Annotated in this window: 13 protein-coding genes; 11 read left to right on the top strand and 2 right to left on the bottom strand. The window is 57.0% G+C overall.

Annotated elements, in window-relative coordinates; all coding sequences use genetic code 11:
- Nucleotides 1-42: 42 nt before the first annotated feature.
- Nucleotides 43-783 carry a hypothetical protein gene (locus SYN60AY4M2_RS04895; RefSeq protein WP_240527730.1) on the bottom strand — a complete coding sequence of 247 codons (741 nt, stop codon included), beginning with the start codon at nucleotides 781-783 and terminating at the stop codon, nucleotides 43-45.
- Nucleotides 784-993: 210 nt separating this feature from the next.
- Here SYN60AY4M2_RS04895 and SYN60AY4M2_RS04890 point away from each other — a divergent pair, with 210 nt between their 5' ends.
- The 11 genes from SYN60AY4M2_RS04890 to SYN60AY4M2_RS04845 all read left to right on the top strand — a co-directional run bounded on the left by SYN60AY4M2_RS04890 (nucleotide 994) and on the right by SYN60AY4M2_RS04845 (nucleotide 13,579).
- Nucleotides 994-1,479 carry an ureidoglycolate lyase gene (locus tag SYN60AY4M2_RS04890; RefSeq protein WP_099813246.1) on the top strand — a complete coding sequence of 162 codons (486 nt, stop codon included), beginning with the start codon at nucleotides 994-996 and terminating at the stop codon, nucleotides 1,477-1,479.
- Between the two features lie 267 nt (nucleotides 1,480-1,746).
- Entirely contained in the window at nucleotides 1,747-1,902 is a 156-nt protein-coding gene (locus SYN60AY4M2_RS14045) for a hypothetical protein (protein WP_168173315.1), read from the top strand.
- Nucleotides 1,903-1,918: 16 nt separating this feature from the next.
- Nucleotides 1,919-3,067 (top strand): CAP domain-containing protein, encoded by a 1,149-nt coding sequence (locus tag SYN60AY4M2_RS04885; RefSeq protein WP_099812410.1) that lies wholly within the window; start codon nucleotides 1,919-1,921, stop codon nucleotides 3,065-3,067.
- A 192-nt stretch (nucleotides 3,068-3,259) separates the two neighbouring features.
- Entirely contained in the window at nucleotides 3,260-4,813 is a 1,554-nt protein-coding gene (locus tag SYN60AY4M2_RS04880) for a ferredoxin--nitrite reductase (protein ID WP_099812409.1), read from the top strand.
- Nucleotides 4,814-4,845: 32 nt separating this feature from the next.
- Nucleotides 4,846-6,168 (top strand): CmpA/NrtA family ABC transporter substrate-binding protein, encoded by a 1,323-nt coding sequence (locus SYN60AY4M2_RS04875; protein WP_099812408.1) that lies wholly within the window; start codon nucleotides 4,846-4,848, stop codon nucleotides 6,166-6,168.
- Nucleotides 6,169-6,313: 145 nt separating this feature from the next.
- A complete protein-coding gene (gene ntrB / locus SYN60AY4M2_RS04870; RefSeq protein ID WP_099812407.1) occupies nucleotides 6,314-7,273 on the top strand; it encodes a nitrate ABC transporter permease in 960 nt (319 codons plus the stop codon).
- 72 nt (nucleotides 7,274-7,345) lie between these two features.
- Nucleotides 7,346-9,337 (top strand): nitrate ABC transporter ATP-binding protein, encoded by a 1,992-nt coding sequence (locus SYN60AY4M2_RS04865; RefSeq protein WP_099812406.1) that lies wholly within the window; start codon nucleotides 7,346-7,348, stop codon nucleotides 9,335-9,337.
- A 38-nt stretch (nucleotides 9,338-9,375) separates the two neighbouring features.
- Complete coding sequence (locus tag SYN60AY4M2_RS04860) at nucleotides 9,376-10,218, top strand: nitrate ABC transporter ATP-binding protein (RefSeq protein ID WP_099812405.1); 843 nt, start codon at nucleotides 9,376-9,378, stop codon at nucleotides 10,216-10,218.
- Between the two features lie 17 nt (nucleotides 10,219-10,235).
- On the top strand, nucleotides 10,236-10,832 hold the full coding sequence (locus SYN60AY4M2_RS04855) for a Uma2 family endonuclease (protein WP_099812404.1): 597 nt from the start codon (nucleotides 10,236-10,238) through the stop codon (nucleotides 10,830-10,832).
- Between the two features lie 86 nt (nucleotides 10,833-10,918).
- Nucleotides 10,919-13,054 (top strand): nitrate reductase, encoded by a 2,136-nt coding sequence (locus SYN60AY4M2_RS04850; RefSeq protein ID WP_099813245.1) that lies wholly within the window; start codon nucleotides 10,919-10,921, stop codon nucleotides 13,052-13,054.
- Between the two features lie 24 nt (nucleotides 13,055-13,078).
- Nucleotides 13,079-13,579 carry a nitrate reductase associated protein gene (locus tag SYN60AY4M2_RS04845; protein WP_011431713.1) on the top strand — a complete coding sequence of 167 codons (501 nt, stop codon included), beginning with the start codon at nucleotides 13,079-13,081 and terminating at the stop codon, nucleotides 13,577-13,579.
- Here the strand turns inward: SYN60AY4M2_RS04845 and SYN60AY4M2_RS04840 are convergent.
- On the bottom strand, nucleotides 13,576-14,769 hold the full coding sequence (locus SYN60AY4M2_RS04840) for an RNA-guided endonuclease TnpB family protein (RefSeq protein ID WP_099813244.1): 1,194 nt from the start codon (nucleotides 14,767-14,769) through the stop codon (nucleotides 13,576-13,578). The genes SYN60AY4M2_RS04845 and SYN60AY4M2_RS04840 overlap by 4 nt on opposite strands.
- Nucleotides 14,770-14,848 lie beyond the last annotated feature (79 nt).

Below are 14,848 nucleotides of genomic sequence, written 5' to 3'. Positions count from 1 at the left end.
TCGAAATAGCTGTAACTTGTGTCTTCGCTTTAATCTTTCGCTTTAATCTTTTTTGTCTCGAGCTTTGTCTTGGGAACAATTTGCTCCCCGGTTCTGCAGTTGGCTTAGTTGGGAGCGCACCTGCAAGGCAATTTGCAAAGCAGCATCCAAAAGCTGCGACTGTTCGCTGGCCTGTTCTCTTAGCTGGAGCGCAGTCAGAGCTGCCAGCTCGTCGCCGAAGAACTCCCTTTGCTGCTCAATAAAGTCTTTGTTCTGCCGCAAGATCCGTTCAGTTTTCAAGGCGCGGATTAGGTCGCTGCGAGTCAGCTTCAGAGCCTCGATGATCTGATCCCGCTGGGGCAGCTTGGCCTCAGGATTGCCCGCCTCTACCAATTCATCGTTGATGTGAATGGCTTGAATGAGCCGATTGTAGCGATCTACTTCTTCTAGCAAGTTCAGCAAGAGCGGCATGCGGCGGCTGCGGAAAATCCAATAGGCTTGGCCCAAAGCGGCAATAGCTGCCAGGATCCCCCATTCCAGTAGCCAGGTGCTCCAACTGCTGGTCAGACCAGGGATCAAAATCCGTCCCACCAAGGTCACTAGGGATCCGCCTGCCCAAAAGGCACGACAGAAGAGATCCAGCACCAGCAACAGGCGCAGCAGATCCCAGAAAGCAGAGAACTGCTGTAGCCAGTCTTTCCAGTGACGGACGGGCCGAGGCCGGTACAGCCAAGCTACAGGTACCCCAGAAAGATTTTCCACTTGAATAGGGGAAATAACCAGCTCCTGTAAATCCCGCTGCATTGCCATTGCCGAGTGTTACAAATTGTCCCCATTCTACTGAGATTGTTTTCCTGCTTGGGGATCCCTTGCTGGAAGGAGACTACCGGCAAATCTGGATAAGATAAGATCTGCTCTGCTATTTGGGTCTTCACGCCCTTGCGCCGGCAGCAGCGGGAGACCGGCTCGCGGAGCAGCAATGGGTACAGGTTTGGGAAAGAGGAGACAAGCAGGGTGAGCAGCCAACTGCGCCAACTGAAGGCCCATCTCGCTGAACCGGAAAACTTTGCCCCCTACGGACAGGTGATCTACCCTGTCCCCGACCACAAACCCTTCGACAGCCAAGATGCCCAGTTGGTTTTGAATCAGGGCCAGCCCCGCTTCTACTTGATGCGCCTGCCCCGCCGCGGCCTCAAGTTTAGCCAGATAACCCACCACACCCGCTGCACCCAGTGTCTGGGATCCCTGCACGGCAAGGAGTGGTTTATCGCCGTCGCGCCGCCCGCCGACGAGCTGCAAGTGGACGAGATTCAGGCTTTTCGGGTGCCCGGCGATCGCTTTATCAAACTGGAGATGGGCACCTGGCATGCCGGCCCCTACTTCGACCACGAGGAGTTCATCGATTTCTATAATCTGGAGCTGGCCGACACCAACCTCACCGACCACGAGACGATCAACCTGCTCCAGACCTACAACCTGGAGTTTCAGATCGTCCCCTGAAGGCGGATCCCTGCAGTCTCGGCAAAAAAATCGATGTAGTCTTTACGCTTGAGCGCGGAAAGAGGTGCGGGGATCCGCAGCTACGCTATAGGAAGGGGCAGAGGCTGAACTCAGGTTCTAGCCCTAGAGGATCCGGCTGAGTTGGGTGAGCATTTCTTGACTGGGGTTCGAGTTCTGCCCTTGCCGACAGAAGTCTCGGCACAGCAACTTGTTGGGCCAGGTGATAGAACAGGGTCAAACCTGGCAGCGTTTTAGAGGTTTGTTGCGATGGCCGCACTCCAACTCAACAAGGTGAGCCGCCAGCTCTTGGGGGCTCTGGCCCTGTTCCTGTGCCTGGGACTGTTGTCTGCCTGCGACGAGGGTAGCAGCAGCACCGTCAGTCCCCCCAGCCTCACGCCCACTCCCACCCCCGCTGGTCGGTAAGCCCACAGGATCTTGCATGCCTTGGCAGCGGCTGCCCAGTTTGCAGCAAGTCTGGGCAGGGATGGTTTTGAGTCTGCTCTGCCTTTTTCTGTTGGCAGCCTGCGGCGGTGGGGAGGGATCCCTTACTGCGGTGGGGCCCCCTCCGGCAGGGGAGCTGCCCATCGCCGGTTTCTTGTGCCAGTTGGATCGCCAGACCCGCAGCTTTGCCGGCCCCATCTATGCCGAGCAGCCTCAGGCTGCCACCTGCAATCCCGGTCGCCTCACCCCGGCAGCAGCCCAAAAGATGATGGATCGGCTCAACTTTCTGCGGCTGTTGCACGAGTTGCCGCCGGTGAAGCTCAATCCCGAATTCTTGGAGGCCGCTCAGCAGGCGGCCCTGCTACAGGTGGCCAATGGCGCCCTCAGCCACCAGCCGCCCCCCTCTTGGCGCTGCTTTACCCCTGCTGGGGAGGCGGGATCCCGCTTCAGCAACCTGGCGGTTGGGCCCATCCTAGAGCTGAACGGCCCCGATCCAGGCCGGGTGTTGGCGCGGCAGGTGGACATCTATTTTGCCGAGCCAGGTCGAGAAAACTTTGTGGATGTGGGGCATCGCCGCTGGAACCTGTATCCTCAGTACGCCCAGGGGGCCTACGGCATTGTCTTTGACCCACGGGCTGGACGGGTGACCCAGGCCAACGCCAACTGGATCTTCGGTTTTGACGAGTCGGTGCCAGATCCAGAGTTCATCGCCTTCCCGGAGAAAGACGGCTACCTCTACCGCCTAGAAGGGTTTTCCGGCCAGCCCCTGTCTGCCTACCGCTGGTCTTTCTCGGTGCCCAGCCGTGGCGGCAAGGCTGATCTCAGCCAAGCCCAAGTCCGCATCACCGATGCCGTCACAGGTGAGCCGGTGCCCGTTAGAGATATCCGGGTTGGGGATCCCGCCTTTGGCCTGGAAACTTTGACCTACTCCGTGGGTTCGATCCAGCCCAATCGCAACTACACCTTTGAAATTAGCGGCATTCGCCTCAACGGTGGCCCCCCCCGCAGCTACCGCTACACCACCGCTCTCTACGACTGCGATCCCCAAACTTCCCAACGGCCCGCACCCCTGACGGAAGGGCTGGGGATCCCGCCCCGTCTGCTCTGGCAGATGGAGCCTTTCAACTCTTTCAACCCTCTCAACTAGCTTTTCCTCACCCCCAGCCCCTTTCCCAAAGGGGAGAGAGGAGTCTGCTGCTCCTGGAAGCCTGACTTTATGCATAAAGCGCAATTCGAGAATGACAAAACTGCATAACCTGTTACAAAGTGTAACTGCCAATACCAAAGTTAACGGTTCGTCATCGCTAGGGTAGCTAGTGTTCACCCCACGGCAGCGATCATGGCGAACCAATTTGAACGCCTCAAAAGCGAAAAGGATGGGCTGGCGGTCAAGGCCGAGCTGGAGGCGTTTGCCCGGATGGGTTGGGAGAACATTCCTGAAGACGACCGGGATCACCGCCTCAAGTGGCTGGGGATCTTCTTTCGCAAGCGCACCCCAGGTCAGTTCATGCTGCGGCTGCGCCTGCCCAATGGGATCCTAACCAGCGGCCAAATGCGGATGTTGGGCGCAATCATCCACCCCTATGGAGAACAGGGCGTAGCCGACATCACCACCCGGCAGAACCTGCAACTGCGGGGCATCCCCATCGAGGAAATGCCCCAGATCCTGGGCTACCTGAAAGAGGTAGGCCTGACCAGCATCCAGTCGGGCATGGACAACGTGCGCAACATCACGGGATCCCCTCTGGCTGGTATTGACCCGGATGAGCTGATCGACGTGCGCGGCCTCACCCGCAAAGTGCAGGACATGATCACCAACAACGGCGAGGGCAACCCTTCCTTCAGCAACCTGCCGCGCAAGTTCAACATCGCCATCTGCGGTTGTCGCGACAACTCGGTGCATGCCGAGATCAACGACCTGGCCTTTGTGCCCGCCTTCAAAAATGGCCGCCTGGGCTTCAACGTCCTGGTGGGCGGCTTTTTCTCTGCTCGCCGCTGCGCCGAGGCAATTGGCCTAGATGTCTGGGTGGATCCCCGCGATGTAGTTCCCCTGTGCGAGGCGGTGCTGCTGGTCTACCGGGATCACGGCCTGCGGGCCAACCGGCAAAAGGCGCGGTTGATGTGGCTCATTGACGAGTGGGGCCTAGAGAAGTTCCGGGCGGCTGTGGAGCGCCAGATAGGCCACCCTCTGCCCAGGGCAGCGGAAAAAGACGAGGTGGTCTGGCACAAGCGGGATCTGCTGGGGGTGCATGCCCAGAAGCAGCCGGGCCTCAACTTTGTCGGCCTGCATGTGCCGGTGGGGCGGCTCAACGCCCTGGAGATGATGGAGCTGGCCCGCTTGGCGGAGGTGTACGGCTCCGGGGAGCTGCGGCTGACAGTGGAGCAGAACGTGCTCATCCCCAATGTGCCCGACTCCCGAGTGGCCCCGCTCCTCAAAGAGCCGCTCTTGAAGAAGTTCTCCCCTAACCCAGGGCCATTGCAGCGGGGGTTGGTGTCCTGTACGGGCAACCAGTTCTGCAACTTTGCCCTCATCGAGACCAAAAACCGGGCTGTGGCCTTGATGGAGGAGCTGGAGGCGGAGCTGGAGATCCCCCAAACGGTGCGCATCCACTGGACGGGCTGCCCCAACTCCTGCGGCCAACCCCAAGTAGCCGATATCGGCCTTATGGGCACCACTGCTCGCAAGGACGGCAGGGTGGTGGAGGCCGTGGACATCTACATGGGGGGAGAGGTGGGCAAAGACGCCAAGCTGGGCGAATGCGTGCGCAAAGGGATCCCTTGCGAAGACCTCAAGCCCGTCTTGGTGGAGCTACTGATTGAGCACTTCGGGGCCAGGCCGCGTCGTGATCCCTCGGCTGCTCAGACCTCTGCTTCCCCCTTGATGACCTACTAGGCAGTTCGTCGTTCGAAATTTTGGAGGTTGTGATGTCTAAGCTATTCAACACTTCCTCTCCCATCTCCCGTCGCCAGTTTTTGGCTGGGGCAGCTGCCCTTGCGGCTGGAGCAGCTACGGCTGGGATCCCGCGCGCCCAATCGCAATCCTTGGGCAAAGGCTACTGGGTGGCGCAGGCCGATACTCCCGAAACCACCAGCGCCAAGCTGGGGTTCATCGCTCTAACCGACGCGGCCCCCCTGATCATCGCCAAAGAAAAGGGGTTCTTTGACAAGTACGGCATGAAGGACGTAGAGGTGGTCAAGCAGGCCTCTTGGGGCACCACCCGCGACAACTTGGTGCTGGGATCCGCCGCCGGCGGCATCGATGGGGCACACATCCTCACCCCCATGCCCTACCTCATCACCACCGGCAAAGTTACCGATGGCAAGCCGGTGCCTATGTACATTTTGGCCCGTCTCAATCTGGACGGTCAGGGCATCAGCATTTCCAACCAATATCGGGATCTGAAAATTGGCTTGGATAGTTCCCCCCTCAAAGCTAAGTTTGCCGAGTTGCGAGCAGCCGGCAAAGAGCCCAAATGTGCGATGACCTTCCCCGGTGGCACCCACGACATGTGGATGCGCTACTGGCTGGCCGCAGGCGGGATCGATCCCACTAGCGACGTCTCCGTCATTGTGGTGCCGCCGCCGCAGATGGTGGCCAATATGAAATCCAGAACCATGGAAGCCTTCTGTGTGGGCGAGCCTTGGAATGCCCAGCTGGTGAACCAAAAAGAGGGGTATAGTGCCCTCACCACCGGCGAGCTGTGGAACGGCCACCCGGAAAAGGCCTTTGCCCTGCGGGCCGACTGGGTGGATGCGCACCCGAAAGCCACCCTTGCCCTGTTGAAAGCGGTGCTAGAAGCCCAGATCTGGTGCGACCAGATGGAAAACAAAGAGGAGATGTGTCGCATCATCGGCGACCGCCGCTGGCTGGGGGTGCCTGTGCCCGATATCTTGGGCCGTTCTCGGGGCACTTTTGACTACGGCACCGGCAAGGTCGTTGAAAACAGCCCCCACCTGATGAAGTTCTGGCAGAACTACGCTTCCTACCCCTTCAAGAGCCACGATCTCTGGTTTTTGACCGAAAACATTCGCTGGGGCTATCTGCCTGCCGACACCGATACCAAAGCCTTGGTGGAGCGGGTGAATCGGGAAGAACTCTGGCGAGAAGCTGCCAAAGCCATTGGTCAGGGGGCAGCCATTCCCCCCAGCACCTCTCGAGGAGTGGAAACCTTCTTCGACGGGGTGCAGTTCGATCCCGAAAATCCTGCCGCCTACCTGGAGAAATTGGCGATTAAGAAGCTGGCCTAATTTCCCAACTTTCCCCAGCAAGTTAGCTGCAAACCCTCTGTCCAGGAGAGAAGGGATCCCCGAATCCCCACAAAGAGTGTTCAACTGAAACCCCTTCTCTCTTGGGATCCTCTTAAGTTGACTTCAACCTTACTCCCAGCAAGCCATGAGGATTTTCCACTCTGCCCTACAGTTGGGCTACCACCTCTTTCGGATCCTGCTTCCCCTACTGGTTGGCCTAGGCCACTGGCTGCTGAAAACCGGCCAAGGTTCTATTCTTCAGTCCAGTACCGGAATCGGTTCTCCCGCCAGTTCTGCACCTTCTTCTGCTTGGCGGCAAAGAGTCCAAATCCACAAAGCGCTGCGTCGCATTCTGTTGCCCGCTACGGCCATTTTGCTCGTCCTGATTCTCTGGCAAATCATTTACAGCCGTCCCGGAGCCAATTTGCCCACGCCTCTCCAAGTTTGGCAGGACACCTGGGATCCCCTCATTAAAGATCCCTTTTTTGACTATGGCGGCAATGCCAAAGGGCTGTTCTGGCAAATTTGGGCCAGCTTGCGGCGGGTGTTCATTGGGTTTGCCCTGGCCGGCTTGGTGGGGGTTGTGGGCGGCATGATCATCGGGGTCAATCGCTGGCTGTACGAGGCTTTGGATCCCATTTTTCAGGTGCTGCGCACGGTGCCGCCTTTGGCCTGGCTGCCGATTTCTTTGGCTGCCTTTCGAGATGCCAACCCTTCCGCCATTTTTGTAATCTTCATTACGGCCCTCTGGCCCATTTTGATCAACACTGTTGTCGGCGTACAGCAGATCCCTCAGGACTACCGCAACGTGGCCAGAATTGTGCGCATGTCCGGCTGGAAGTACTTTTTCAAAATCGTTTTCCCGGCAACTGTGCCCTATATTTTTACCGGCTTGCGCATTGGGGTGGGCTTGTCTTGGCTGGCCATTGTGGCAGCGGAAATGTTGATTGGCGGTGTGGGCATCGGGTTCTTCATCTGGGATGCCTGGAATAGCTCCCGCATCAGCGAAATTATTCTGGCTTTGATCTATGTCGGGATGGTGGGTCTTCTGCTGGATCGCATCACGGCTTGGATTGGCTCGCTGGTGGTGGCTGAGGATCGCTAAATGAGCTTGGCCGAGTTTTAGATTGGTTGCTGACAATTTCTCCATGCTCTCAGAAATCATCTCAGGGGAATCATGAAGACCCAGCCTTACATTGAAGTGGATCATGTCGACAAGGAATTTCTCCTCGACAACGGAGAGATCTACCCTGTCCTGAAAGACATCCACCTGGAGATCCAAAAAGGGGAATTTGTCTCGTTGATCGGCCACTCTGGCTGTGGCAAATCGACCCTACTCAACATCATCGCCGGCCTGGAAAAGCCTTCCCGCGGAGGCATTCTCCTGGAGGGCCGACAAGTTACAGATCCCGGCCCAGATCGCATGGTGGTGTTTCAGAACTATTCCCTGCTGCCCTGGCTGACGGTGCGGGAGAACGTTGCCCTGGCCGTGGACGAGGTGCTGGGATCCCTTCCCAAAGCAGAGCGAAGCCGGATTGTGGAAGAGCACATCCGCCAGGTGGGGTTGCAGGGGGCAGCCGACAAGCGACCGGCCCATCTGTCAGGAGGGATGAAACAGCGGGTGGCCATTGCCCGAGCCTTGGCCATTCGTCCGCGGGTGCTGCTGTTGGATGAGCCCTTTGGCGCTCTGGATGCCTTGACGCGCGGCAACCTGCAGGAGCAACTGATGGAGATTGCCCAGGCGGAGCAGCTCACCTGTGTCATGGTTACCCACGATGTGGATGAGGCGCTGCTGCTTTCGGATCGGGTGGTAATGATGACCAATGGCCCGGAGGCCCGCATTGGCCAGATTTTGCGGATCCCTTTTCCTCGGCCCCGCCATCGTTTGGAAGTGGTGCGTCACCCCGACTACTACAGCCTGCGGGGAGAGATGATCTACTTTCTCGACCAGCAAAAGCGGGCTCGCCAAAAAACGCCTGTTCGCGTGGCCATTGCCAAACACGGCCTGGAGAAGGTCAATTTGGAGATTGGCTTTGTGCCTCTCAACGACTGCGCGCCTCTGGTGGTGGCGCAGGAAAAAGGCCTGTTTCAAAAGCATGGCCTGGAGCAGGTCACCCTGGTGCGGGAGCCAGGCTGGAAGACCATCTGGGAAGGGATCCGCTCCGGTCGGCTGGATGCGGCCATGGTGGTGGCCGGGATCCCGTTGGCCTCCACGTTGGGGGTGGGGGGAGTTCCGGTGCCTTTGATTACCGCGCTAACCCTCTCCCGCGGCGGCAACGCCATTACCTTTGGGCGCAGACTTTTGGAGCGAGGCGTTCAAAGCCTGGCGGATTTTCGCCAATACCTCAACCACACCCCCGACACAGTCCACACCCTGGGAGTGGTTCATCCGGCTTCCATGCAAAACTTCCTGTTGCGGCACTGGCTGGCCGGTGGGGGGGTGGATCCGGATCGGGACGTTACGTTGACGGTGATCCCGCCGCCGCAGATGGTGGCCCATCTCAAGGCCGACAACATCGACGGCTACTGCGTGGGCGAGCCCTGGAACTCCCGCGCCGTGCGGGAACAGGTGGGGGTTATCGTCGCCACCACCCCTGAAATCTTACCCAGCCACATCGAAAAGGTGCTGACGGTGCGCCAGGATTGGGCGCAAAACTACCCCCGTACCCATGTAGCTCTGGTCAAGGCACTACTGGAGGCTTGTCACTACTGCGATCAGCCGCAGCACCGTTCTGAGATCTTGGAGTGGCTGGCTCAGCCCCAGTATGTGGGCGTGGCCCTGGAGGATCTGCAGCCGGGGTGGACGGGTATTCTGCAGCGGGGAATTGCCGATGAATCCCAAGCCCTCACCGGTTTTCACCAGTTTGCCAACGGGCGCAACACCTGTCCCGAAAGGTTGGAACACCTCTGGATCCTGACGCAGATGGCTCGCTGGGGCCTCTGCCCTTTTCCCCGCAATTGGGTTTCGGTTCTCGACCAAGTTCTGGACAGCGAAACCTACGCCCTAGCCGCTAGAGAACTGGGCCTGCCGGATCGGGCCCATGACCGCGGAGCTTTGCTCTTTGCCGATGGATCCCGCTTTGACGGAGAGGATCCCGTTGCTTACCTGGAGTCTGTGGCCATCCGGCAGGATCTGAAGCTGCAGGAGTACCGGCTCAGCGAAGTTTAGCTTTTGTTACCTTAAACTCTCGATTGGAAAACACCATGATGACCAGCTCCCGCACGTTCTCCTCACCGCTATCTTCTGCTTCTCCGGTTGCAGGACTGCCCCTTCTTTGTCTTCAGAATGTGGGCAAGACCTACTTCACCTCAGCAGGGCCCTTCGTTGCGCTGGAAAATATCAATCTGGAAGTGGCTGCCGGTGAGTTTGTTTGCATTATTGGCCACTCGGGTTGTGGCAAATCCACCTTGATCAACATGGTGGCGGGTTTTTCGACTCCCACTTCGGGATCCATTACCCTCAAGGGCCAGCCCATCACCTCCCCAGGGCCAGATCGGATGATGGTGTTTCAACATTATTCCCTTTTGCCCTGGCTGACTGCCTTTGAAAATATTTATCTGGTGGTGGATCAGGTTTACCCAAACAAATCCCGGCGGGAGAAAAGGGAAATCGTTGAAGAACACCTAGAATTGGTAGGTTTAGCAGAGGCAGCCCACAAGCGGCCCAAGCAGCTTTCTGGAGGCATGAAGCAAAGGGTAGCCATTGCCCGTGCTCTTGCCGTTCGTCCGCAAGTTTTGCTCTTGGATGAGCCTTTTGGGGCCTTGGATGCCATTACCAAGGAAGATCTACAAGATGAGCTGCTGGCCATTTGGCGGGATCACCGCTGCACAGTTTTGATGATTACCCACGACATCGACGAGGCTCTCTACTTGTCAGACCGTGTGGTGATGATGACCAACGGCCCCGCTGCCCATATTGGTGAGATCTTGACCATTCCCTTTGAGCGACCGCGCATCCGCTCCCGCATTATGGAAATGCCTGAGTTCTACGAATTGCGTAACCGCGCCCTTGACTTCCTCTATCGCCGCTTTGCCCATGGAGGGGATTGAGCTAGGGTTCAAAATACTTGGAGAGGGAAGTTGATGGCCGCTGCTCCGGTTCAGGTAGTTCCAACCGATCTCCCAATGGAGGAGCGGGTCTTGCCCTGCCCAAAACCCTTGCCGACTATCTGGCCAATCCAGTTGCCCAAACCAAATGGGTAGATGGCTACATTGTGGAGAAAGTGGGGCAAACTTTAGGGGATGCAAAGCTCCAAACCCGACTTCTCTTCCGTTGGCTCGGTTATGTTGAATGTCAGCCATTGGGGGGTATGGTTTTGGTGAAGGCTCCCGGCCAAACCAAAGGCAAAGTCAGAAGACCTGATGCTGCCTACTCATCTCCAGATTTAATCCAGCAATTTGGAGAGGATATTGCCACGCTACTGCAGAGCTATCCTCTGGTTGAGGAGATCTTCTCTCCAACCGACTGTGGAGAAGATATTTTCCTAAAAGCCCAAGAGTATCTCAGCTCCGATGTACTGGAAGTCTGGCTGATTTTTCCCAAAAGCAAATTTATTTTTATCCAGACTCAGGATCGCCACCTTTGGCTAACCGAACAAGAGACTGCCAAAAGCCAGGTTGTATTGCCCGGATTTGAGATCCAAGTGGCCGATCTCCTCGGCTAAGAGATCCTTAACCTGATGGCCTATCGGGATCCAAAATGCAAGACACTTATCCATCCTGACAGGGATCCCAACTCATGGTGACCGCGATGGAGTCGGAAAAAGCTGTCATCAAAACCCTATGTCCCTATTGCGGTGTGGGATGTGGATTGGAGGCGGTTTCGACAGCCTCAGGTGACTGGAAAATGAGAGGCGACCGGGAGCATCCTTCCAGCTTGGGGATGGTCTGTGTAAAGGGGGCTACGGTTCTGGAGGCAGTTGGTCGGGATCGGCTGCTCTATCCCCTGTTTCGGGAGAGCTTGGGCCAGCCCTTTCGTCGCATTTCTTGGGATCAGGCTTTTGAGGAGATGGTTTCTCGGCTGCGCCGCCTCAAAGACAACCCCCACTCCATAGCCATGTATGGATCGGGGCAGTTGCTCACTGAAGACTATTACGTTGCTCAAAAGCTCATTAAGGGCTGCCTGGGCACCAATAATTTTGACACCAACTCGCGCCTGTGCATGTCCTCAGCCGTCTCGGCCTACACCCAATCCCTGGGATCCGATGGCCCCCCCTGCTGCTACGAGGATCTCGATCTCTGCAATCTGGCTTTTCTGGTGGGCACCAACACCGCCGAGTGCCATCCCATTCTTTTTAATCGCCTGAAGAAGCGGCACAAGCCCGGATCCCCCCTCAAAATGGTGGTCGTGGATCCCCGGCGCACTCAGACAGCAGAAGCTGCCGATCTCCACTTAAAAATTCGCCCCGGTACGGATATCGATCTTTTCAATGGGATTGCCCATTTGTTGTTAAAGTGGGGATCCATTGCTGCTGATTTTATCGAGGGCTTCACCCAAGGTTTTGCTGAATATGCAGCTTTGCTGGCCGATTATGAACCGCAGATTGTAGCCCAGCGCTGCGGAATTGCCACCGAGGATTTGATCGAAGCAGCCAAGCTTTGGCAGGGATCCCAGAGAGTTCTATCCCTTTGGTCGATGGGCCTAAACCAGTCCAGCGAGGGCACCGCCAAGATCACCAGCCTAATCAATCTCCATCTTCTAACTGGGCAAATTGGCCGACCGGGGACGGGCCCCTTTTCCTTGACCGGCCAGCCCAATGCCATGGGCGGTCGAGAGGCAGGGGGGTTATCTCATCTGCTGCCGGGATATCGGCTGGTGAGCCATCCCCAGCATCGGGCAGAGGTGGAGCAGGCTTGGGGTTTGCCCAGCGGTTCCCTCTCTCCCTGCCCAGGGCTGAGGGCCACCGAGATGATTGCCGCTCTGGAGACGGGATCCCTGCAGTTCTTTTGGATTGTGGCCACTAATCCTTTGGTGAGCTTTCCGGATCTGGAACGGGTCAAAAAAGCCCTGAAAAAGTCTCCCTTTACTGTTTATCAAGAGGCTTATTACCCTACGGAAACGGCAGAATATGCCCATTTGCTTTTGCCTGCCTGTCAGTGGAGCGAGAAAACCGGGGTGATGACCAACTCCGAGCGCAGGGTTACCCTTTGTCAAGCCTTTCGAGACCCCCCTGGCGAAGCCCGACCCGATTGGGAGATCTTTGCTGAAGTGGGGCGCAGGTTGGGCTTTGAAGCGCAATTTTCCTTCCAAACCGCGGCAGAGGTTTATGCAGAATTTGCCGCCCTTACCGCAAATCGCCTCTGCGATCACTCCGGCCTCAGCCATGCCCTTTTGGCAGAACAAGGCCCTCAGCAATGGCCTTATCCCAAAGAAAGAACCTCGGCCCCTAAGTCCACTCGCCTCTACACAGATTGGCGTTTCCCGACCCCCAATGGCCGCGCCCGCTTTATCCCCCACCATTCCCGTGGCCTAGCAGAGCCGCCGGATCCCCAGTTTCCCTACATATTAACCACGGGCAGGCTTTACGGCCATTGGCACACCCAAACCCGCACCGGCAGGATTGAAAAAATCAAGCACATGCACCCCCAACCCTTTATTGAAATCCATCCTCGCGATGCGGAAAAACTGGGCATCCAAGATGGAGATTGGGTTCAAGTGCGTTCTGCCCGCGGACGGGCCTATTTCCCGGCCAAGATAACTGCCAACATTGCTCCCGGTACGCTATTTGTACCCATGCACTGGGGATCCCTCTGGGCAGAACAAGCCGAGTGTAATGCCCTTACCCATGACATCAGTTGTCCCGATTCCGGACAGCCGGAATTAAAAGCCTGTGCCGTTGCTCTTGAGAAAGCCGACCCACCGCTCAAGCAATCCCCTCAACTCTAGATTTGGTTCCTAATCGAGGTTCCCATGACTCTGTTTCAGTTTGAGCAAGATTTTGCCGACTCTCTGCGATGCATCCCCATGACCTTGCGCCTAAAGCTGGATTTGTGCGGGATCAAGCTCAAGCTCCATCAATGGGCCAAGTTTTCCTTAGAAGAGCGGCGGAAGTGTGTTGATTGGCCCTCTGAATCTCCACAGGATCTAGAAGAACTCCGCAACCATCTGCGCCATTTGGTTCGCTCCATCTGCCACGAAGAGGCGCAAGAGATTCCCATTGACCCCCAGCCTGAATGGCAAAATCCCAACCAGATCCCAATGGCTGTCCAACAAAAAGCTCAAGACCTGGGGATCCGGCTTGCCCTCGATTTCTGGAGAAACTTGCACGATATCCAGAGATTTGCCTTGCTGAAGTTGAGCCGATCCCATCACGAAAATAAAAATTTCTTGCCCGCTCTGCGAGAGTTTGGCCTGAAGATGGCGAGGGATGGTGATTGCAGTTACTGTAAACTACCCGGCTCCGACCGCTAAGCGGTACGGAGCGGGCTTTCAGTAGCCCTGAGCCTGTTCTGCTCTACCAGAGAACAAAACAAGCCCGAACCTCTAGGCTGGTTTACGACAGCCCCCAAGAGCGCAATCACATTCGCACCATTCAAATCCGCATCCCCTTCCCATCCACAGTGCCCACACTTGAACGACTTGCCACTGCGATAGGATTGCGCAGGGTCGGGATGGATGTGCAAACACCGGTGGCAGGTCTGCGACGTGTAGGCAGGCGGCACAAGAATCAAGGGAACCCCTGCAACCCTCGCCTTGTACTCCAGAAACTGACGTAGTTGGTAGAACGCCCAACTGTTAGCCCTACGCCTTTCGGTTTTGCTGCGTGGCTGTTGATTGACTCTTTCCCGGATCCCTGTCAGGTCCTCCAGGGCGATAGCGCTGTTGGTAGCTTTTGCCCTAGAGACAATAGCTTTGGAGATGCGATGATTGACCCACACTTGAAAGCGTCTCTCCTTGCCAGACAGCCGTTGCAGCAGTTGACGGCATCTGCGCCGCGAACTGCGTGTGCCCTTACTGGCTTTGCGTTGGAGTACCGCCCTCAACCGGGAGTAGTGGTCTCGGACTCTGTTCAACTGCTGTCCATTCCAGTTGTCCCCCTCTGACGTATGGGCAATATCTGTCCTTCCCAAGTCCACCCCGATCACCTTGTCGGTATCTTGTTGCTTGGGTGGTTTTTTCTCTACGCAAATCTGGATGTAGTAGGAGCCATCCTTCCGCTGGAATAGGGTGGCCGATTTGGGGTTAGAGCCAGCCAGCATTCCCCTCTGGTAGTTGCCAATGGCTAGCTCAAAGCGTTCTCTTCCATCAACCGTGGCAAGCGACACTGTCCAGTCTTTCTCGCGAAACGAGAAGATACGTGCATCGTAGGTAACGAACCTACGCTTGAACTCTTTAACTGGACGGTTGCGCTGTCTCGCCACTTTGCGAGCGCCTGCCACCCGTCTGCAGACCTGCTGGGCCAGATTACTGGACAAGCCGAACCGGGCTCGAATCTCGTAGTAGCAAAGGGATTGCAGTTTGACCGCGTTGACGATCTTCTCCGGCGTGTTCTGGTTGACCCAGTTCAAGGCTTGGCCAAAAGCCTCCATCGTCGCGTCCAATTTGGCGGCTTGCGACTGGGACGCCTTGAGCTTACAGGAGACGGTCAGGACTTGGCTCATAAGTTCATTGTACTTCATCAAAGCGCATTCCTCCCGGCACTGACCCTACGGGTACAGTGCGGGGCTCCTGCGATTTCTA

The sequence above is a fragment of the Synechococcus sp. 60AY4M2 genome (assembly GCF_002760375.1).
Taxonomy (GTDB): Bacteria; Cyanobacteriota; Cyanobacteriia; order Thermostichales; family Thermostichaceae; genus Thermostichus.
This window is presented reverse-complemented; position numbering and strand designations above follow the sequence as displayed.